This window comes from Pedobacter sp. 22163 (genome assembly GCF_052045595.1).
In the GTDB taxonomy this organism is placed as follows: Bacteria; Bacteroidota; Bacteroidia; order Sphingobacteriales; family Sphingobacteriaceae; genus Pedobacter.
On the sequence record NZ_JBQEPM010000010.1, the window covers coordinates 28,654 to 49,275 of the forward strand.

Below are 20,622 nucleotides of genomic sequence, written 5' to 3' on the forward strand. Positions count from 1 at the left end.
AATATTAACGCCTATATTTCAAAAGACTTAAGCGTCATATCAAACTGGCTATCAATAAGATTGACAGTAACAGGACTTAACTCATCGACTCTTTAGCAGATGACTCCGTAAAACTAGCAGGAATATTAGTACAATTGCCAGCAAAATGATCTGAAACCATTTTTGTTCAGCGTTTATAAAATGTATTTTTGCTCTCGATATGTTTTAATATCTAGACCTATTCCTGTACCTTTAAAACCATGACTCGTTATAATTACATCTCACTACTATCGTTTTTCGTTATTATTTTTACCCTAATTCTTACTAGTTGTTCAGTCCGCAAGCAACATAGCTTATTCAATGCACCCAGTGATATTGTTACAGATACCATTAAACGGGTTTATGTAGTGAATGATCAGGGCATAAGCGATGCTTATTATAAAATCAAAATTAGCGATCAGTTGGCTATTAGGAATGTTCAAAACCCTGAGTTCGGGGCTACATTGAGTACAGGTGTTTCGGGTGCTTCAACAAATAATGTTGCAGCAGCAGGAACTTCACAAAATATTCTTTCTTATCCGGTAGAGCCTGATGGCATGGTTAATCTACCCGCCATTGGAAAAGTAGAAGTTGTGGGTTTAACCAGGCGGGAGGCTACAATCAAAATTCAAGATCTTTACAAACAAAAATTATTAAAAGATCCGATTATCGAGTTAACTGTTGTTAATTTAAAGGTAACCTTACTAGGGGAGTTTAGTAAACAAGGTAACTTTCTGCTTGAGAAAGACAATACCAGCCTAATCGAAATCATTGGTGAGGCCGGTGGCATTACGAAAACTGCAGATCCTAAAACTTTAAAGATTATCCGTGGTGACCGCAGCCATCCTGAAATTATTTATGTAAACTTAACCGACATTAATAGTCTGGCGAGTAAAAAGCTGGTCTTGCAGAATAACGACATCATTGTGCTACAGCCCACCAAAGGCTCCGCACTAAGTGAAAAACTTCAGAGTTTTAATAACATTGTACAGCCTTTACTTGTTGTTGTTAACCTTGCCGTGTTAATTTTTACCGTAACCCGCTAATGGAAAAAGCAGAAGATTTAGAAGTTAAGGCTGTTAATCAACAAATTGATTTTTACAAAATATTCAGGGTATTTTGGAGCAGGTGGTATTGGATTGCCGGCTGCATTGCCATTGCATTGGCTATTGCTAAAATAAAGGTACTTTATACATTACCTGTTTATCAAACCGGAGCGTCGCTTAAACTGCAGGACAGTAACCCAAGTGTGAGTACAAACAACCAGATGCCTACACAAGTTTATAATTATACCGATAAAATTCAGGCAGAAAGCTTTGTGATCCGCAGTAACGATGTCGTACTCAATGCCATTGCCAACCTTGATTACAAAATTTCTTACTATTTAAAAGGCAGGATCAGGACAACAGAACTCTACCCAAATATTCCTTTTCAGATCGAAATTATACAACAGGACTCAATTAATTTTAGTCGGGGATTATATAATATCGAAGCCATTGATAATAAAAGTTTTAGTATTAGCGATCCCAATGACGAAAAAGCCAAACAGACCATTCACCGTTATGGAGAAGTACTCCATATGGGTAATATGCAATTCCGCATTAAATCTACAGTGCCTAAAGGAGATTATAGTTTTAAATTTAATACAAAAGAAGATTTTATTGGACGGGCGATGGGCCTAAATGTGGCAGAAGCTGCCCGATTTACCAATGTAATGAGCTTAAGTTTAACGGATGGCAATCCTGTTTTTGCTGCCGATATGCTTAACGCCATTATGAAAGAATATGTCCGTTATGACCTGATCCAAAGACAGCGTTCAGCCAAACAGACAGTACAATTTATCGATACTCAATTGGGTTTTATCAATACTGAAGCCGGCAAATCTGGCAATACGCTGGCTAATTATAAAACTAAAAATAATATGGTCGATCTCGGATCTGCCACCACTACAACAATCGGTAAATTATCTGATTTCGAGAAGCAGAAAACTGAGCTCAATATTAAACAACTGGCGATTAAACAACTGGAAGACCAGGTTAACAATAACCGATCGAAGGTAGAAATTGGTTTGGATATTGAAGGCGATTTAAATAGCGGACTAGGCACATTGGTTACTCAGCTTAATGCTTTGCTGGCCAACAGAATACAAAAATTAAGTCAGTTTAATGCAGATTCGCAACCTGTAAGACAGATAGACCAACAGATTGCCAATGTAAAAGCGAGCATAAGAAGCAATGTACAGGCCATGCGTAAAAATAACGAAGAGACCATTCGTTATATCGACAGTCAAATTTCCGGTGTAAACCAGAATATCAGTACCATTCCTGCCAAAGAACAAAACTTTGTAAAACTCAGTACTAACTTTGAGGTGAATAACAAAGTACGTTCTTATTTATCTGAGAAAAAGTTGGAAGCCGAAATGAATGCTGCCGCCACTGTTTCCGGTGCGGCCATTGTAAATTTAGCTTATCCATCCTATTACTCCATTTCTGCGAATACGAATAAGGTTTACACTTTTGCCATTTTATTCGGCTTAGGCGCCGGAATGGGTTTGATCCTATTGGTCAGGTTTCTAAATCCTTACATCTACGACAAAGAAACTGTCGAAGGTTTAACCAATACCCCAATTATAGGCGTAATCCGCAAATTTCCGGACTATATTGATCAGGATAACCGTCAGGCGCTATCCATTGCGAAACCAAAATCAGTTTTCGCCGAGTCGGTAAGGTCTGTCCGGACCAACTTAAGTTTTATGGCCAGCCATAAAAAAAGCAAAGTGATCTGTATCACCTCTGAGATATCGGGAGAGGGCAAATCATTTGTTACCGTAAATCTGGCCGGTACGCTGGCGCTAATTGAGAAAAAAGTGATCTTAATTGCTGCCGATCTACGCAAATCGAGGTTACACAAAGTTTTTGGAAGTGATAACCGTAAAGGCTTGAGTTCCATTTTATCCGGACAACATAGCTTGGAAGATGTACTGATGCACGATGAGGTACACCATATCGACTTTATTCCATCTGGCCCTGTACCGCCCAATCCTTCAGAGCTTTTGCACACCGCCGCCATGCGCGATTTGTTGAAAGCCCTGGAAAAAGAATATGATTATGTTTTGGTCGATACTGCTCCTGTTGGTCTGGTTTCGGATGCAATACCGCTGATTAGAAATTCAGATGTAAATCTTTTTGTCATCCGCTCGGGCGTTTCGCAAACAAGAGCGGCAGCTATTCCAGAAAGATTATCACGTGAGTATGGATTGAGCAATATGGCCATTGTGTTGAATGCATTTGGCGATGATGCCCTTTATGCTAATTATTATACTACCGATTATAGCCGTGGTGGTGGCAACAGTACCTATTATTATTCTGATTATTCGGGCTACTCGGGTTCGGGCTACTATGATGATGAGAACCGGAAATGGTGGATGTTTTGGAAAAAGAAATAGACTTAATCGATTAATTTTAAATCGGTTAACTGCGATTGGTAAAAGAGACATGGGAAAGATGAGATGATGTGTTTAATTGTTGAAATAGATTAGTTAATGATCGATCAAAATTACAGGTGGTATCCGGTTTATACGCGTTCGAGGGCTGAAAAAAAGGCGTATGAGGAGTTAACGAGAAAGGGTATCTCTTCTTATCTCCCTCTAAAAAAGACGGTTAAACAATGGAGCGACCGTAGAAAAATTATTGAAGAGGCTTTGATTAAGTCGTACCTGTTTGTGTATATTTCGGCCAAAGAATATGCTGAAGTTTTGATGACCAATGGCATCGCCAGGTTCATCTATTTCTCCAGCCAAATAGCGTCTATACCCGAACAACAAATCAATGATCTTAAACTTTTGCTCGCTACCGATGCAGATCTTGAGGTTTTTGAATACGACATCAAACCTGGTGAGCGTGTGCTGATTAAAGCAGGTCCATTTAAAGGAATCCTGGCTGAACTGGTATCGATACAGAATAAACAACGTATTATTTTACGTTTACAAAATATGGGCTATGCAATAAATATCAATACATCGATAGCTTTTGTGGAACCGCTATAAAACGTGAGATTTGAGTCCTGAGATGTGAGAAAGGACTCAGCAAAATATATAAAAAAATAATCAGTTCATTTTTAAAAACAAAATGTGACTGAGAGGGCGAAGCTGTGCCCAGCCAAGAATATTAAATGACCATTACTGTTTACACGTGTGCCGCATAGCGGGAATTATAGATAGCAGCAGGCCGATCGATCTGCTTCAGAACGAGGTTAAAGGCATGTGTACCATAATGGCACATGGTGGCCCAGATGATGAAGGTTTTTACGCCAATGACTGTGATGGAATTGTAATGGGCCATAGGCGTCTTGCTCTGATCGATTTATCTCCTAAAGGACATCAGCCCATGTTTTATCACAATGGAAAACTGGTGATTTCTTTTAATGGGGAGATTTACAATTATTTGCTCTTGAAAAAAGAACTTCAAGACCTGGGCTTTCAGTTTAAGACCGAGAGTGATACCGAAGTTATTTTAGCCAGCTATGCTGCATGGGGCGTTGAAAGTTTCGACAAATTTAAAGGCATGTTTGCTTTTTGTTTGTATGATGCTGATCGGCGACATAGCTACCTGGTACGTGACCCATCGGGTATTAAACCCTTATACTTCCGCGCTATCGAAAACCATCTCGTTTTTTCATCGGAAGTTAAAGCCTTTGCGGAGACAGATTACATTTATACTGAACACCCAGATTGGAAAATTCTTTTTCTGGCTTTTGGACATTTGCCAGAGCCTTATACCACTTTTAGCGAAGTGATGATGTTAGCTAAAGGCCACTATCTGACCTGGCAACATCAATCGGATACTTTCGAGATTAAAAATTACGTGCAGCAGCACTCCATAAAAGAAATCACAAATTACCAGGAAGCCAAAACTACGGTGCAACAAAGTTTATATGTCTCGGTTAAAAAACATCTTTTATCTGACGCTAAAATTGGTGTTTTTTTAAGTGGTGGGATCGATAGTAGTATTTTGACATTACTTGCTGATAAAATTCTAGCCGAGCCTACTGAGTTGAGCAAGCTCAATACCGTATCGATCAATTTTGAGGAAACAGCATTTTCTGAGAAAGTCTTTCAGGATATTGTTGTTCAACAACTTCATGGAAATCATTCAGAGTATACCATCACTCCTGCCCTCTTTTCCAAACATTTCCCCGCAGCTTTAAAAGCCATGGATCAGCCCTCTGCTGATGGCATTAATTCGTGGTTTGTTAACTATTTCGCTAAAGAAAATGGCTTAAAAGCTGTTTTATCTGGCATAGGTGCAGATGAACTGTTTGGGGGCTATCCTTCTTTTAAACGGATGGGATGGGTTAAACAATTGAAAAGATTGCCTAAGTTCATTCTTAGAAAAAGCCTGCGCTTTAAAAAAGCATCCTTAAAACGGGCATATTATTTAAGTTACCGGAATACAGTTGGCGAGTATCTTTTCTTGAGGGGCATATTCACTCCTGAAGAAATCGGCAGGTTATTATCGTGCTCAATTGCACAGATTGACCAGGTACTTCAAAATATATCGATCAGCCCTATTCCTAATCATTTAAAAGATGGTGAAAGAGCCAGTTGGTTAGAATGTAATTTATACATGCAAAATCAATTGCTTAAAGATACCGATACCATGAGCATGCAACATGGTGTAGAGGTCAGGGTTCCTTTTTTAGATCAGCATTTACTGGGCACGTTAGCTGCTATGGATGCTGACTTAAAGTTTAAAGGTAATTATGCTAAATCACTTCTAATTGATGCTTTTACAGACATTCTTCCCCGATCGATCTGGGACCGCAAAAAAATGGGCTTCACCTTCCCTTTTCAACATTGGTTGAGAAAAGATGAACATTTTCTCCATTCGATAAAAACCAGTGAGAATACATTCGCCTCAACTATGGTTGATGATTTTAGGCATGGGAATTTACATTGGAGTAAAGTGATTGCACTTTATCAGGTATTCACAAGGTTTAGGGTTTAGGGTTTAGGGTTTAGGGTTTAGGGTTTAGGGTTTAGGGTTTAGGGTTTAGGGTTTAGGGGAAACAAATTTGAAAAACAAAAAAGTTCTATTTCTTACTTTACATACGTTCAGTTTAACCGGAGGTATAGAAAAAGTGAGCAAAGCCTTTGCGAAAACGCTTGATGACCTGAAAACCAGTGCGCAAATCCAGTCTTATCGAGTATTGTCGATGTATGATGATGAACCTGATCTGGGTTATGTATCACAAGGCTCATTTAAAGGATATCATGGCAAAAGAACAACTTTTGGTTTAGCTGCCATCAAAGAAGGATTAAAAGCAAATGTGGTTATTTTAAGTCATGTACACTTATTGCTTTTTGCACGGATTATCAAAATACTAAAACCGAGTATCCGTATCGTGCTCTTTGCTCATGGGATAGAGATTTGGAATGCCTTAGCTGGCTGGAAAAAGCAAATGCTGAGCAAAACAGAGATCTGGGCGGTGAGCCGATATACAGCAGATCAGATTATACATCGTCATGGAATAACTGCAAGCAAGGTCAAAGTGTTAAACAACTGTTTAGACCCATATTTTAAATTAGACGAATCGGTTTCAAAACCTGCTACGCTTCTCGCTAAATATGGCCTTAATAGCAATCAAAAAGTGATGTTAACGATCTGTCGTTTATCTTCATCAGAACAATATAAAGGTTACGACCTGGTTATCGAATGCTTAGAGCAGGTAGTTAAAATTTATCCAGATTTGGTTTACTTGTTAGCTGGAAAAGCAGATGGGGCAGAATTAGCGCGTATTCAAAAGCTCATCACTAATTATAACCTGCAAAAAAACGTGATACTTACGGGCTTTATAACAGATAATGAACTTATTTTGCATTATCAATTAGCAGATGTATTTGTTATGCCGAGTAAGGCAGAAGGATTTGGACTCGTTTTTATTGAAGCTGCAGCCTATGGTTGCGCTATAATTGGTGGCAATGCTGATGGCAGCAGGGATGCGTTAATGGACGGCAAACTAGGTACCCTTTTAAATCCTAATGACACTGCAGCAATGGGTGAAGCGATTATCACGACTTTACAAAAAGAAAAACATGAATCTAAAGTAATCCAAACCATGTGTTTTGAAACATTTGGATACAGCCAGTATCAGGAAAAAGTATCGAACTTGCTATTAGTATAAGGTGATAAATATAAATAAGCATGCATAACGACGAGCACACCTGGACCATTGAGGCTAAAGCTTCCTTATTTGATCTAAAGCTTAACGAAATTTGGGCTTACCGCGATCTGCTTTGGTTATTGGTTCGGCGGGATTTTGTTTCTTTCTATAAACAAACCATATTAGGCCCATTGTGGTTTTTTATTCAGCCCTTATTTACCACTATCATTTTTACCTTTATTTTCGGGAATTTAGCGGGAATCTCTACTGACGGTCTGCCTAAGCCGCTATTTTATATGGCAGGAATTACGGCCTGGAACTATTTTGCAGATTGTTTAACCAAAACATCAACTGTTTTCAGGGATAATGCTGCGATTTTTGGGAAGGTTTATTTTCCTCGCTTAATCATGCCACTTAGCATAGTGGTGAGCAATTTGGTACGTTTTGGCGTACAAATGATCCTTTTCCTCATCATGTTTCTCTATTATTATTTAACTGATGCAAGTTTTCAACCCGCGTGGACCATTACACTAGTTCCCGTTGTAGTAATCTTAATGGCTTTATTGGGCTTGGGAAGTGGGATGATTATCTCGGCCATGACCACAAAATATCGGGATCTGGCATTTTTGGTAGGATTTGGTGTGCAGCTATTGATGTATGCCACCACCGTAATTTACCCCCTATCTACTGCATTAGAAAAATATCCAAAATATGCCTGGATTATTAAATATAACCCGATGACCCCTATTATAGAAACTTTTAGATATGGATTTTTAGGTGAAGGGAGCTTTAGCTGGTTTAGTTTGGGTTACGCTACAATTGTTACGATAGTTTTACTGTTAATTGGTACTGTGGTTTTTAATAAAGTGGAACGGAATTTTGTTGATACTGTTTAAAACTGCTTAAATCAAAAGGTGGAAGACTTAAAAAATAGAATTGGGATACTTGATGGGTTTAGAGCCATTGCAATCTTATTTGTGCTACTTTTCCATTTTTATTCTCGCTGGCCACAGTACTATCCTTATAAAAACAATTTCGACTATTTTTCTTTAGGAAAATACGGTGTACAGTTTTTTTTTACGATAAGTGGGTTTGTAATTTATTATTCACTTACCAGTACAAAGTCATTTTTAATATTCTGGAAAAAAAGATTTATACGTTTGTTTCCATCTATGCTAGTGGCATCCATATTCACATTTGGCGTATTCAATTTTTTCGATAACGCATTTATCCTTAAAGATAGCCATGAAATCAAAAATTTCTTACCAAGTATTACATTTATTAATCCGGTTACATTTAATCTGCTAATACATCGCCTTGGCTTCAACATTAGTACTTCATACTTGAGTGGTTCGTACTGGAGCCTGTGGCCAGAAGTTCAATTCTACCTATTTGCCAGTATAATTTATTATACTAATAAGGTTCATTTCATTAGAAACTTTTCTTTAATATCCGTTGCACTTATAATTATTTATATCTTTTTTAAAGAAATGGATTTAGGGTTAGTTAATGTTTATTATCTAAAGAAGTTATTAGAAATATTACGGGTATTTTTATTCTATCACTTCAATCTTGCGGCTTATTTATCCTATTTTGCAATTGGAACGCTATTATGTCAAGTTTATACAGATAAAAACCTAGCTATAAAAGAAACAGAATCGCCAAGTCGATACATAATAATCCCTTTAATTTTGCTACAGTTTTATCTTGCTAATGATTTAACTATTGGATTGATTAATTTCTTGATTATTATAATGTTTGTATTATTCATATTTCAACCAAAGTATCTATTTTTCGCACAATATCCGATTGTTAAAAAAATTGGTGTAAGCTCCTACTTCTTATATCTGATACACGAACACATAGGTGTGCTTATCATCCATAATTGGGGTGGATACTTACATCCGACATTCATTGCTCCATTAATGATTATAATAAGTTTTATAATTATGAGCATAATATACTACACAAAAATCGAAAAAAACATTTCTACTAGGTTAACCAAGTTGTTTATTAATGTCAACAAGAAAAAATAATATTGCTATCCGTGTAGAAAATCTCAGTAAAGTTTATCAACTGGGCCAAATCGGCACGGGTACAATTAGTCGCGACCTGGAGCGTTGGTACGCACGCATTCGTGGAAAGGAAGATCCATTTTTACGGATCGACGAAAGCAATCAAAATACCAAAAGTACAAGCGATGCGGTTTGGAGTTTAAAAGATATTAACTTCGAAATTGAGCAGGGTGATGCAGTAGGTATCATTGGAAGAAATGGTGCAGGGAAGAGTACACTTTTAAAAATACTAAGTAAGGTTACTGCGCCAACTAAAGGCAAAATATCTGGTAAAGGCAGAATTGCAAGTTTATTGGAAGTGGGAACAGGATTTCATCCCGAACTTTCAGGGAGAGAAAACATTTTTCTGAATGGCGCTATTTTAGGCATGCGTAAAAAAGAAATCCAACGTAAACTTGATGAAATTGTTGATTTCGCTGGAATTGAACGCTATCTGGATACACCTGTTAAAAGATACTCATCAGGAATGTACGTACGTTTGGCTTTCGCCGTAGCCGCACATTTAGAATCTGAGATTTTGATTGTTGATGAGGTATTAGCTGTGGGCGACATAGAATTCCAGAAAAAGTGTTTGGGCAAGATGGGCGAAGTGAGTAAAGGTGAAGGAAGGACTGTACTGTTTGTGAGCCATAATATGGGCGCGGTGCAGAAATTATGTAATAATGGTATTCTATTACGAGATGGATTAATTGAATCGTCTTCGTCGATAGATATTGTTACTAGTAAATATCTTTCTATGGGCTCGTCAATACAAGCCTTATACCACATAGAGACTTCTCATAACGACAAAGAGCTAGAAGCTTATGCTTACTCTCTGAGTGTCGAGGATCTCAACGAAAATTTAATTAATGAAATACATGTAGGGCATCCTTGGCAAATAAGAGTAAAATTCAAATTAAATAAAAGAGTTAACCACTTTATCATAGCTTTAGGAATAAATACAGTATTAGATTTAGATATTCGAACTTCATGGAGCGAGAAAACAGATCTAGATGAAGGTTTTTATGAAGCTATTTTTAAAGAAACTAATTTATTATTCTCTGCAGGTGAATATAAATTAACGCTTGGCCTATCTACTTATGAAAGGACAATTCACTACATTGAAAATGTGGCATCTATTATCATCTCAGATATAGCAGTAACTGATTTAGATAATACTATATTAAGAACATCGAATGGTATTTTACTTAACCCAATGAAGATTGAGATTTCGTCTAGAAACTATCATTAATATTCACAATGACTCAGCAATGATTAGTAGCCTAAAAAACAAAATTATTCTACTATTAAGATCGACAAAACATGCTCTGACACCAGAAAAACAAATGTTTGTGAAAAAATCATTCTCACAATGTGGAGAAGATATAATTGTTAATTATATCTTCGAACAAATCGGAATAACAAGACCAAGCTATTTGGACATTGGTGCGCATCATCCTTTCTATCTTAATAATACACAAATGTTTTATGAGAAAGGTTGTGTTGGAATTAATATTGAGCCTGACCCTTCGCTGTTTAAGCTATTTCCAAAATACCGAAAAAGAGATTTGAATTTAAACTATGGTATTGGCGCAACTGAAGGTGAACTCGAACTAAATGTTATGAGCTCTGCAACACTAAACACTTTTTCTTCTTTTGAAGCCAATCGTTTTCAGACCGATTTCGGTTTTAAAATTGAAACGCAAGTGATGATAAAAATTCAAACGATTAAGTCCATACTAGACAAATACCAAATCTATAAATTTCCTGATTTTCTAAGCATAGATATTGAAGGATTAGAAGAGGAAGTAATCAAATCTATTGATTTTAATGAGGGTAAACCAATTGTGATTTGTCTTGAAACAATTTCATATTCAGAAACAGGAAGAGGCGAAAAAAATCATGACATTATAAGTTATTTAGAAAACCAAGGTTATATTAAATATGCCGATACAAATGTTAATACTATATTCGTTTTGAAAGAAAAGTGGGAAAGAGATTAGTTTTATGCAACCTTAAGGGTGGTTTAGGAAATCAAATGTTTCAGTATGCTGCAGCTAGAGGCACTTTTAAAGAACAATCCATCAGTTTTGATCATACTTTTTTGAATAAATACAATAAAAACAACGAGATATTCACTGCCAGAAAATTTGAATTAGGCATTTTTAAAAACTTAAGAACAGAAAAAATAAATAATCTATTTTTGACCTCAATAATATCAAAAAATCTCCTCTTAAGGATTTTAAAAAGAATTTTTCATTTAAATGTTAGGGTAATATCTGATTTTGACAAATGCGATCAAAACTGCTCAAGCTACAATAATGAAAGATTTATATACATGGATGGGTACTTCCAAAGTGAACAATACTTTAAACATATCCGAGATGAACTATTGGAAGAATTTAACTTCCCAAAGCTTCCTGAAAGTGTTACGCCATTAATGCTTAAAATTATAAGTTTTAACAATTCCGTAGGCATCCACGTAAGACGGGGTGATTACCTAAAATCGCCGAATCTAAGTTTTCATGGCATTTTAGATATAGAGTTTTATACTAAAGCCATTAAAGCTTTGGAACAAAAACTTAGTAGCTTACATTATTTTGTTTTTTCTGATGATATATCATGGTGTAAAGACAAACTATCATGCGTAAGCTCAAACCTCACCTTTGTTTCAACTAGTGAAGCCGCTTGGGTAGATATGTGCTTAATGAGTAAATGCTCCCATCAAATTATAGCAAATAGCTCATTCAGCTGGTGGGCAGCGTGGCTAAATAAATCGAAAAAAAAAACTGTAATTGCGCCAAAGAATTGGTTTGTTAATCCGCCTAGCCCAATCTTTTCAAATTTAATCCCTAGTGATTGGATAATTATTTAATGACTGAATTAGTAAGTATCATAATGCCAGCATATAATGCCGAATCTTTTATCGAAGAGGCAATTAACGCTGTAATCAAGCAATCTTACCTTAATTGGGAGCTCATTGTTGTGGATGATGGTTCTAATGATTCAACCGCTAACATTGTTAAAAAGATACAACTTTCTCACGGAAATATTATATACGTGCATCAAAAAAACAAAGGTTTAGGTTCAGCCCGAAACTATGGGATTAAAACAGCAACAGGACGGTGGATAGCTTTTTTAGATTCAGACGATTTGTGGAAGCCAAATAAACTTGAAGTACAGATTAACGCATCTCAAAGAATTGATACTGATATTATATTTTCGAGCGGTTATTATTTGAATGAAAAAACCCAGGTTTTAAGTCCTTACAATAGCTGGATAGGGATATTTAGTGGGCAAGAGTTATATCCTATGCTACTGCGACATAACAATATACCTGTTCTTTCTGTACTGATAAAAAAAAGTCTTGCAGAAAAAATTGGTTTACAGGATACCAATGTATTAGCTTTCGGAAATGAAGATTGGGATTATTGGCTAAGAGCAAGTAAAGAAAATGCGCTGTTTTTAGGATTGGAGGAAAAGTTATTTGAGTATAGGGTACATGAGCATTCAATGTCTCAAAAATCGGTTCGAATGCGTATTGCAAACCTTTATGTTTTAAATAAGAATTATACCGCAAGGTTGCTCACGAAAGCAGATCGCGATTATTTCAGGATGGTTTTTGTTAACAATATCCCATTTCTTATAAAGAATTTAATTTCTGGAATACAGTTTTCCTTGTTATATATTTTATTGCTTTTTAAAATAACGGGGAAATATCTTCCCTCTTTTCTAATTAAACATCCAAAATTAAATTCTAAAACTATATAGTCGTTATGAATTATATATCGTACAGCTTGTGGGGATGTGATAAAATTTATCTGGCAGGTATAGTTGTGAATGTTGAGCTTGCTGAAAAAATTTATCCTGGATGGAAAACAATCGTTTATCACGACAGTAGTGTACCAATAGAAACCATCCTAAGACTACAGCAGCTAGGAGCAATTACTATTGATGTAACCGGCGACATTTATGGAATGTTTTGGAGGTTTTACGCAGCAGATTTACCAGATTGTAATTATGTTGTTTTTAGAGATAGTGATTCAAGACTATCAATAAGAGAAAAAATGGCCGTAAATGAGTGGATGATTAGCAATAATGCTTTGCACATCATGCGGGATCATCCCTACCACCAAGATCCGGTAAACAATATCCCTCATTTTATTTTAGGGGGTATGTGGGGCATTAAAGGCAACGTGATTGAAATGAAAAAAATGATCAAACACTATAGCCTAGGTAGAACACTTGCCTATGGTAGTGATCAAATATTTTTGAATGATGTGTACCACAAATTAAAAACATCAATAATAATACATGATGATTTTTTTTCAAACAAACCATTTCCCATTAAAAGAACCGGTTATCGCTTTATTGGCGAAAGAATAGATGAAAATGAAAATCCGGCAAGCGAAGATTGGAAAGTTATAAGAAATTACTATAGAGATAAGAATAAGATAATTTCTTTATTAAAAACAATTAAAGAAAAAATCAGGTCAGCAACTTCATTTCTGCTTAAAATTAAATAAAGATTTGGTAAAACTCCCTAAAATCTCCGTAATAACCCCTTCATTTAATCAGGCTGAATTTATCGAGCAAACAATTTTGTCTGTCATCGGGCAGCAATATCCCAATCTAGAATATATCGTTATTGATGGTGGCAGCACAGATGGCACACTCGAAATAATTAAAAAATATGAGAAAAACATACATTATTGGGTAAGTGAGAAAGACGCTGGTCAAAGTAATGCCATAAACAAAGGATTTAAAGTTGCAACAGGCGATATTTTATGTTGGTTAAATTCTGATGATTACTATCTACCTGAAACATTATTCACAGTAGCATCTATATTAACAAATAGCAAAGCAGATCTTTTACATGGCAATTGCATCCATATTAATGAAAAAAGTAATTTTACCCATGGAAGCTATTTCGACCTGGAAAAGAAGTGGGATATTAATCATGGTGATTACATTCTTCAACCCAGCAGTTTTTGGACCAGAAGGACTTTTGAACTAACCGGTACTTTAAGGGAAGACTTACACTTTGGGTTTGATTGGGAATGGTTTGCAAGGGCTAATTCGGTAGGGGTTAATTTCATTTCAACTACGCGATTTTTATCAGTTTACAGAATACATGGCGAACAAAAATCCAACAATGAAAATATTGAGCGTTTTAAGGAATTAATAGGAATAGAAAAACAGTTTAATCCAGACAAATTTGTTTATATAGACAAAAAACTGAAAAACGACTTCTTCAGAGCATATATATTAGCGGAGTTCGCACTTTTCCGCAAAGTAAAATATAGGATCTTAAAATTATTATACCCTAAATTGATGAAATTAGTTGATAGGTCTTATCTAAAAAGATATGTCGAATACTTTTACGAACAATCAAAGTAATGCACTTACCTAATTTAAAGCAATATTTAGAAGAGTTTATAAAAAAAGGCGTTCGTTACCCTTTAGATCCTTTATCCTATTCAACAACGGGTCTATTAAATAAACTGCCCGATCCAGCTGAACAAAGTACGGGCTGGCCATGGGATGAAGAAACTGATCCGAATATTTATAACAACAATAAAAATTGGCCTAAAATAACCATTGTAACACCATCATACAATCAGGCAGCTTTTTTAGAGCAAACAATTAGATCAATATTGCTACAAAATTATCCAAATCTCGAATATATTGTAATGGATGGAGGGAGCACCGATGGTTCAGTAGAAATTATCAAAAAGTATTCATCTCACATTAGCTATTGGGAAAGTGAATCAGATCGCGGACAAGGTCACGCAATCAATAAAGGTTTCAGCCTTTCTTCAGGCGAGTATTACGCTTGGATTAACAGTGATGATTATTATCTTAAAGATGTTTTTAGCTTAGTTATAAACAACTTTATAAAAACAAAAAGCAAATTCGTATATGGGTACGCCTATAATTATAGTATCGAAAGAAAACAATACCATTTTGTTAAGATACTTCCATTTTTAGATTTTTTTATAAAAATACCTGGCATTATACAACCATCAACCTTCTGGGCATCTTCTATCCATCAACCAATATGGGAAGAATTACACTGCTCGTTAGATTTTGAACTTTGGATGAGACTTGCAAAGGGTAAGAAAAAATCTCTTATTAAGCTTCCACTTTCTGTTGCTAACGAGCATCCACAGGCAAAAACCTTCGATAAAAACATGCAGGATAAATGGGCAGAAGACCATGAAAAAATATGGGCAGAAAATGCACATGGTAGAGTATACGAATGGAAATGGATATTTTTTCTAAATAGGGTAAGGGTTAAGATTTATCGTTTATTTGGATTACATGAATAAAGTAGTTTTCAAATAGGTATAGTAAATGACAAAGTTTTAAAAAGAGTCAATAATGATTGTGAAATTTTCGTTGCCCCCTCTCGATATGAGTCTTGTGGATTAGTGTATATAAAGGCGATGATAATTTTCTTAATAAATAATGAAGATATTAGAAGTAAGCAAGATTATAACGCAAGGCAAAAAATTGAAATTACTTTACTAAAGAAATTCTTTCATCAAAGTCAGTTGACTATTATAAATCATTATTGATTGAAAATTTCCCCTTAATTAATAACAAATTATTATTAAATCAATACATACTCTTTGAGAAAAATTGCCATAATGATGGTAATTTTGAGTTACTGTCATCCTTATTTTTCTGGAATTGCAAATTATAGCTTACTTCAGTTCATTGATACATTTGTTACAAATGGAGATAAAGGCGTTACTTTTGTTAATCAATCTTCTAGAAAAAAAGTAATTAAAAAATGGAAAAATGTTTTTAGTATTAAAAAAGGAAATTAAGAAATGTTAAATTTCGTTTCCGTTATTATACCAACTTATAATCCAAACGAAGAACGGTTGAGATTAACACTTGAAGGTTTGATGCATCAAACTTTGCCAACTAAATTATGGGAGTTAATTATTGTTGACAATAATTCTTCAAACCTATTTGATAAAAGTCTGAATTTGGGTTGGCATATTAATGCAAAAATAATCAAACAACCAAAGCAAGGTTTAACTTTTGCGCGATTAAAGGGTTTTTTAGAAGCTAAAGGTAATATTATAGTGATGATTGATGATGACAATATCGTGAATGAGAACTATCTTGAACAAGCTATAGATATTTTATCCAATAATATTCAACTTGGTTGTGCTGGAGGAATTTCTGCACCCTATTATCTTTCAGATCCACCATTATGGTTAACCCATTTCGCCAAAAATTTGGCGCTGAGAAATTATGGTCAAGATGTTATTATTGAGAAATGGGATAGCCGATATCCAGAATATGCCCCAATCGGTGCCGGGATGGTAATCAGAAAAAAGGCACTGAATAACTATATCAATAAAATAACAGATGTAAATCATCTGATTTTAGATCGCACCGGAACTAAACTCAGCTCAGGAGGCGATAATGATATTGTTTTGGAAATTATAAAGTCTGGCTGGTTGGTCGGTTACTTCCCAAAACTCTGCTTGCAGCATATTATCCCAAAGGAAAGAATGCAGGCCGGCTACATGTCTAAACTGGTTTATGACTCAAATATTTCATGGATAAAAATATTAGAAAACCATGGAATTAATCCCTGGAAAAAAATTCATCCCATTACCTTATTACCCAGATTTGCAAAGGCCTGGGTTAAGAATAAGGCCTGGATAGGCGGAAAAAATTTTATTATGTGGCGAAGTGATTGTGGCATGTATAAAGGATTATCAGAAATTTAAATGAGTGACAGCAATCAGCTAGTCTAAAATTTCGAGATCAACTACAACAACCTGAAGAGAAATTTTACAAAGCAATTGCGTTAATTATTTCCAAATAATGATAAAAAATTTAAGGGTAATATGATTTGGTTAACTTACCAAAACCTTATTAATAATATATATCGGTTTCCAAGATCTAAAATCCAATACATACAAAAACTTGGAGGGTTAAGGTCCTATTTAATATTGCTTTGGAATACTAAATTAATGGAAAAAAGTTCACATAAAATTTCTAAGGTTGTTTCTTATGATGATGGTCACCCTATATACTTTTTAACCGGCAATAAATATTACTACCAAACAATTTACTGCATCAGGTCTCTTATTACGGTATCTAGTGAAAAATTCAAATTTATACTGGTAGACGACGGCAGCTTCGATTCTGCAATGATAAAAGAAATTGAGCATCAAATCCATAATGTAATCATTATAGATCAAGAACTAATAAGTAAAAACATTGAGGTAAAATTGCCTAAAAGCCAATACCCTTTATTGCATAAAAAACGGGAAGAATACCCACATATTAAAAAGTTAACAGATATACATACTTTAGATGGTGATTGGAAAATTGTGCTGGACTCTGATATGTTATTTTGGGATTCTCCATCCGAATTGATCGATTGGATAAAAGCCCCAGGTTGTAATATTTATATGAGAGACTGTGTGCAATCTTATGGATATAGCACGCGACTTATGGAAAAGTTATGTGGTAATCGCGTGCCAGAATTGGTTAATGTTGGTATTATCGGATTAAATTCCAATGATATTGACTGGGAAGATTTAGAAGTATGGTGTAAAAACCTGGAAGAAAATGAAGGTACCTCCTATTACCTTGAACAGGCAATAACAGCTATGCTCTTATCAAGAAACCCTGGAGTAGCCTTGTCGCCGCAAACATATATCGTAAATCCAACTGCTAAGCAGGTTGAAAAGGCTAACGGAATTCTACACCATTATGTCGACCTATCTAAAGTGCATTATTTTAATTTAGCCTGGAAAAAAATAATGTTATGAAATTACAGCTTGGAAAATTTTTATACCGATTATATTTTCAACCTACGCTAAAGTATAGGTACAACATTACACATTTTGGCTTTAGGGGCTGGTTTAAAATGCACCAGGGTGAAAAGGCTATGAAAAAAGCAGCCCTTAAGCTTAGAAATCAACTTCAAAAACCATTATATCAAAATATAGAATTAAACTTTTTAACTGGGAAGAACTATTGGCATCAAACTATTTTCTGCATAGAATCTTTTATAAAAAGCTACGGGAACAATATCGCAGTAAAAATTTATTCCGATGGATCTATCAATAAAGAGATCACAACTATTTTTAAAAAATATTGTAATGAAATAATAATTGTAAAAGATGAAGAGATAAAAGAAAAATTAAATGAGGTTTTACCAGTAAGCATGTTCCCAACACTTAATTATTTAAGAAACTGGCACCCATTTTTTAGGCGTCTTATTGACATACATGCAGAAAGTTCCTGGAAAATACATTTAGATAGTGACATGTTATTTTTAAAGCTTCCAACTGAAATTTTTGAGGCGTACACCAATAAGAGTGCGATTTATATGTTTGAGCAACTTAACAGTTCGTATTTTGTTGACGATAGTAAAATAATCAAGGATAAATTCGGAATTGATTTGGTTGAAAAGGTTAATGGTGGTGTAGTTGCATATAATGGCAGTTTAGTAGATTATGTAGATTTAGAAAAAGTTGCTAAAACACTAATGATAAATTATAGTAAAGCATCACCAGCAGAAATCGAACAAACGTTAATGAGTTATCTGCTTTATAAACAAAACGCATTTGGATTAAATAAACATGAATATAAAATATACTATGAAAGTGAACATATTGACCTAAAAGATAACACATTAAGGCACTATATATACAAAGCAAAATATGCTTATTTAACCGCTGAATGGAAGAAACTAGTCCATTAGTTTCTATCTGTATGCCGGCTTATAATTCGGCCAATTACATTGCAGCCGCAATTAATTCTGTCATAAATCAATCTTACAAAAACCTGGAATTAATTATCGTAAATGATGGTTCTACAGATGAGACATTTAGCATTGCCAACAATTTCGACGATGATAGAATTGCAGTATATACAACTGATAACCGTGGACAATGCGCGGCCGCAAATGAAGCTTTTAGGTTAAGTAAAGGTAAATTCATTAAATTTTTTGACTCGGATGATATTTTATCTGAAAATTTCGTTGAAGAACAAATAAAATTGATTCATAATAAGCCGGGCTGCATAGCGTGCGCCTCTTGGGGGCGTTTTTATGGAAATGATCTTTCAACATTTGAACTTAATGCCAATCAAAACGATTATGATCAACAACCTTTTGAATGGTTAATTAATTCTATGCGTGATGGCCATGTGATGTTACAATGTGCGTTATGGTTAATCCCAAGGAATATTTTGCTGAAATCAGGATTGTGGAATGAGAAGTTATCATTAATAAACGACTTTGATTTTTTTATCAGGGTATTATTAAAAGCCGAATATCTATATTTTTCACCAAATTCCATATTATATTACCGAAGTGGCGTTTTGGATTCTTTGTCTTCTCAAGTTACAAGAAAAGCGGCGCTATCTGCGTTTACATCTTTAACTTTTGGTATAGATAGTATGCTGGCGAAAGATAACAGTATCCAGATAAAAAAAATAGCGGCCAATACTTTCCAGAATTTTATTTATGATTATTATCCAGAATTTCCTGACCTCATAAATTTAGCAGAAAAAAAGGTGTTCGAATACGGCGGATCTGATATAAAGTTTTCTACTGGCGGAATTATGTCAGTGCTCTCTAGAATCGTAGGTTGGAAAATGTCCAAAAGAATCAGAAAACTCTTAAAAAGATGAAAAATAAATTAAAATTATTTCTCCATTCAAGAGGGTGGTTTATAAGAAAATCTCTGGGTCTTGGAATCGGTACAGATCTATTCTTTGATTTAAAATATAAACTAAAGATAGATATCAAAACTTTGATAGATGTAGGTTCTCATCACGGAGAAACAATAGAAAGTTTTAAACTTTATTATCCTAAATGTTCAATCATAGCTTTTGAACCTATAACAGAAAACTTTAATATTTTAAAAAGAAAAGAAAAGGGCTGGAAGAAAGTAAAGATTGTAAAATATGCCTTATCTTCTTTTATTGGCGAACAGTTGGTATCATTACAAAGAGATTCCCAAACTAACAGTCTCAGAGAAATCGTAAATAAAGAAACTAAAAATGAATCTGTAAAGATTACAACATTAGATCATTATTTGGAACAAAATGAAATTACTGAAATAGACCTACTCAAAATAGATGTAGAAGGATTTGAAAAGGAGGTCTTAAAAGGATCGAAGAATACGCTCGAAAAATATAAGGTCAAAATAATTTTTGTAGAAGCAAGCCTCGATATGCATGACCAAATTCACTCTCAACTTATAACACTTCAAAACCTGTTAAATGATCATAATTTTAGTTTAGTTGGCATCTACGATCAGGTAATGTTTCAAAACCCCGTTAGACTGGGTTACTTTAATGCGCTCTTTAAACTTAGTGAAAAGGAATAATTAACTAT

Annotated in this window: 20 protein-coding genes; all 20 read left to right on the forward strand. The window is 34.9% G+C overall.

The window, feature by feature from the left end:
• Window positions 1-239 precede the first annotated feature (239 nt).
• The 20 genes from ACTJKN_RS22440 to ACTJKN_RS22535 all read left to right on the forward strand — a co-directional run bounded on the left by ACTJKN_RS22440 (window position 240) and on the right by ACTJKN_RS22535 (window position 20,614).
• Window positions 240-1,064, forward strand: a complete 825-nt coding sequence (locus tag ACTJKN_RS22440; protein WP_440827938.1) for a polysaccharide biosynthesis/export family protein — start codon at window positions 240-242, stop codon at window positions 1,062-1,064.
• Window positions 1,064-3,463, forward strand: a complete 2,400-nt coding sequence (locus ACTJKN_RS22445; RefSeq protein WP_440827939.1) for a GumC family protein — start codon at window positions 1,064-1,066, stop codon at window positions 3,461-3,463. Before ACTJKN_RS22440 ends, ACTJKN_RS22445 begins: the two co-directional genes overlap by 1 nt.
• Before the next feature lie 96 nt (window positions 3,464-3,559).
• Window positions 3,560-4,063: a UpxY family transcription antiterminator gene (locus ACTJKN_RS22450; RefSeq protein ID WP_440827940.1), complete on the forward strand. Its 504-nt coding sequence runs from the start codon at window positions 3,560-3,562 to the stop codon at window positions 4,061-4,063.
• Window positions 4,064-4,208: 145 nt separating this feature from the next.
• The gene (gene asnB / locus ACTJKN_RS22455; protein ID WP_440827941.1) at window positions 4,209-6,023 is read left to right on the forward strand and encodes an asparagine synthase (glutamine-hydrolyzing); all 1,815 of its coding nucleotides are present in this window, start codon (window positions 4,209-4,211) and stop codon (window positions 6,021-6,023) included.
• A gap of 67 nt (window positions 6,024-6,090) precedes the next feature.
• Entirely contained in the window at window positions 6,091-7,200 is a 1,110-nt protein-coding gene (locus tag ACTJKN_RS22460) for a glycosyltransferase family 4 protein (RefSeq protein WP_440827942.1), read from the forward strand.
• Between the two features lie 20 nt (window positions 7,201-7,220).
• Complete coding sequence (locus tag ACTJKN_RS22465) at window positions 7,221-8,075, forward strand: ABC transporter permease (RefSeq protein ID WP_440827943.1); 855 nt, start codon at window positions 7,221-7,223, stop codon at window positions 8,073-8,075.
• Between the two features lie 18 nt (window positions 8,076-8,093).
• Window positions 8,094-9,215: an acyltransferase family protein gene (locus ACTJKN_RS22470; protein WP_440827944.1), complete on the forward strand. Its 1,122-nt coding sequence runs from the start codon at window positions 8,094-8,096 to the stop codon at window positions 9,213-9,215.
• The gene (locus ACTJKN_RS22475) at window positions 9,196-10,485 is read left to right on the forward strand and encodes an ABC transporter ATP-binding protein (RefSeq protein WP_440827945.1); all 1,290 of its coding nucleotides are present in this window, start codon (window positions 9,196-9,198) and stop codon (window positions 10,483-10,485) included. Before ACTJKN_RS22470 ends, ACTJKN_RS22475 begins: the two co-directional genes overlap by 20 nt.
• Window positions 10,486-10,585: 100 nt before the next feature.
• The gene (locus ACTJKN_RS22480) at window positions 10,586-11,236 is read left to right on the forward strand and encodes an FkbM family methyltransferase (RefSeq protein ID WP_440827946.1); all 651 of its coding nucleotides are present in this window, start codon (window positions 10,586-10,588) and stop codon (window positions 11,234-11,236) included.
• Window positions 11,221-12,108 (forward strand): alpha-1,2-fucosyltransferase, encoded by an 888-nt coding sequence (locus tag ACTJKN_RS22485; protein ID WP_440827947.1) that lies wholly within the window; start codon window positions 11,221-11,223, stop codon window positions 12,106-12,108. The genes ACTJKN_RS22480 and ACTJKN_RS22485 overlap by 16 nt, the downstream gene beginning before the upstream one ends.
• Window positions 12,093-13,004, forward strand: coding sequence for a glycosyltransferase family 2 protein (locus ACTJKN_RS22490; RefSeq protein WP_440827948.1), 912 nt, complete (start codon window positions 12,093-12,095; stop codon window positions 13,002-13,004). The genes ACTJKN_RS22485 and ACTJKN_RS22490 overlap by 16 nt, the downstream gene beginning before the upstream one ends.
• A gap of 5 nt (window positions 13,005-13,009) precedes the next feature.
• Complete coding sequence (locus ACTJKN_RS22495) at window positions 13,010-13,759, forward strand: hypothetical protein (protein WP_440827949.1); 750 nt, start codon at window positions 13,010-13,012, stop codon at window positions 13,757-13,759.
• Between the two features lie 4 nt (window positions 13,760-13,763).
• The gene (locus ACTJKN_RS22500) at window positions 13,764-14,633 is read left to right on the forward strand and encodes a glycosyltransferase family 2 protein (RefSeq protein ID WP_440827950.1); all 870 of its coding nucleotides are present in this window, start codon (window positions 13,764-13,766) and stop codon (window positions 14,631-14,633) included.
• Window positions 14,633-15,565, forward strand: coding sequence for a glycosyltransferase family 2 protein (locus ACTJKN_RS22505; protein ID WP_440827951.1), 933 nt, complete (start codon window positions 14,633-14,635; stop codon window positions 15,563-15,565). Before ACTJKN_RS22500 ends, ACTJKN_RS22505 begins: the two co-directional genes overlap by 1 nt.
• Before the next feature lie 303 nt (window positions 15,566-15,868).
• Window positions 15,869-16,069 (forward strand): hypothetical protein, encoded by a 201-nt coding sequence (locus ACTJKN_RS22510; RefSeq protein WP_440827952.1) that lies wholly within the window; start codon window positions 15,869-15,871, stop codon window positions 16,067-16,069.
• Between the two features lie 3 nt (window positions 16,070-16,072).
• Window positions 16,073-16,990 (forward strand): glycosyltransferase, encoded by a 918-nt coding sequence (locus tag ACTJKN_RS22515; RefSeq protein WP_440827953.1) that lies wholly within the window; start codon window positions 16,073-16,075, stop codon window positions 16,988-16,990.
• Between the two features lie 246 nt (window positions 16,991-17,236).
• Window positions 17,237-18,043 carry a hypothetical protein gene (locus tag ACTJKN_RS22520; protein ID WP_440827954.1) on the forward strand — a complete coding sequence of 269 codons (807 nt, stop codon included), beginning with the start codon at window positions 17,237-17,239 and terminating at the stop codon, window positions 18,041-18,043.
• Window positions 18,040-18,981: a hypothetical protein gene (locus ACTJKN_RS22525; protein ID WP_440827955.1), complete on the forward strand. Its 942-nt coding sequence runs from the start codon at window positions 18,040-18,042 to the stop codon at window positions 18,979-18,981. Before ACTJKN_RS22520 ends, ACTJKN_RS22525 begins: the two co-directional genes overlap by 4 nt.
• On the forward strand, window positions 18,960-19,913 hold the full coding sequence (locus ACTJKN_RS22530) for a glycosyltransferase family 2 protein (protein WP_440827956.1): 954 nt from the start codon (window positions 18,960-18,962) through the stop codon (window positions 19,911-19,913). The genes ACTJKN_RS22525 and ACTJKN_RS22530 overlap by 22 nt, the downstream gene beginning before the upstream one ends.
• Window positions 19,910-20,614, forward strand: a complete 705-nt coding sequence (locus ACTJKN_RS22535; RefSeq protein WP_440827957.1) for an FkbM family methyltransferase — start codon at window positions 19,910-19,912, stop codon at window positions 20,612-20,614. The genes ACTJKN_RS22530 and ACTJKN_RS22535 overlap by 4 nt, the downstream gene beginning before the upstream one ends.
• Window positions 20,615-20,622: the final 8 nt, after the last annotated feature.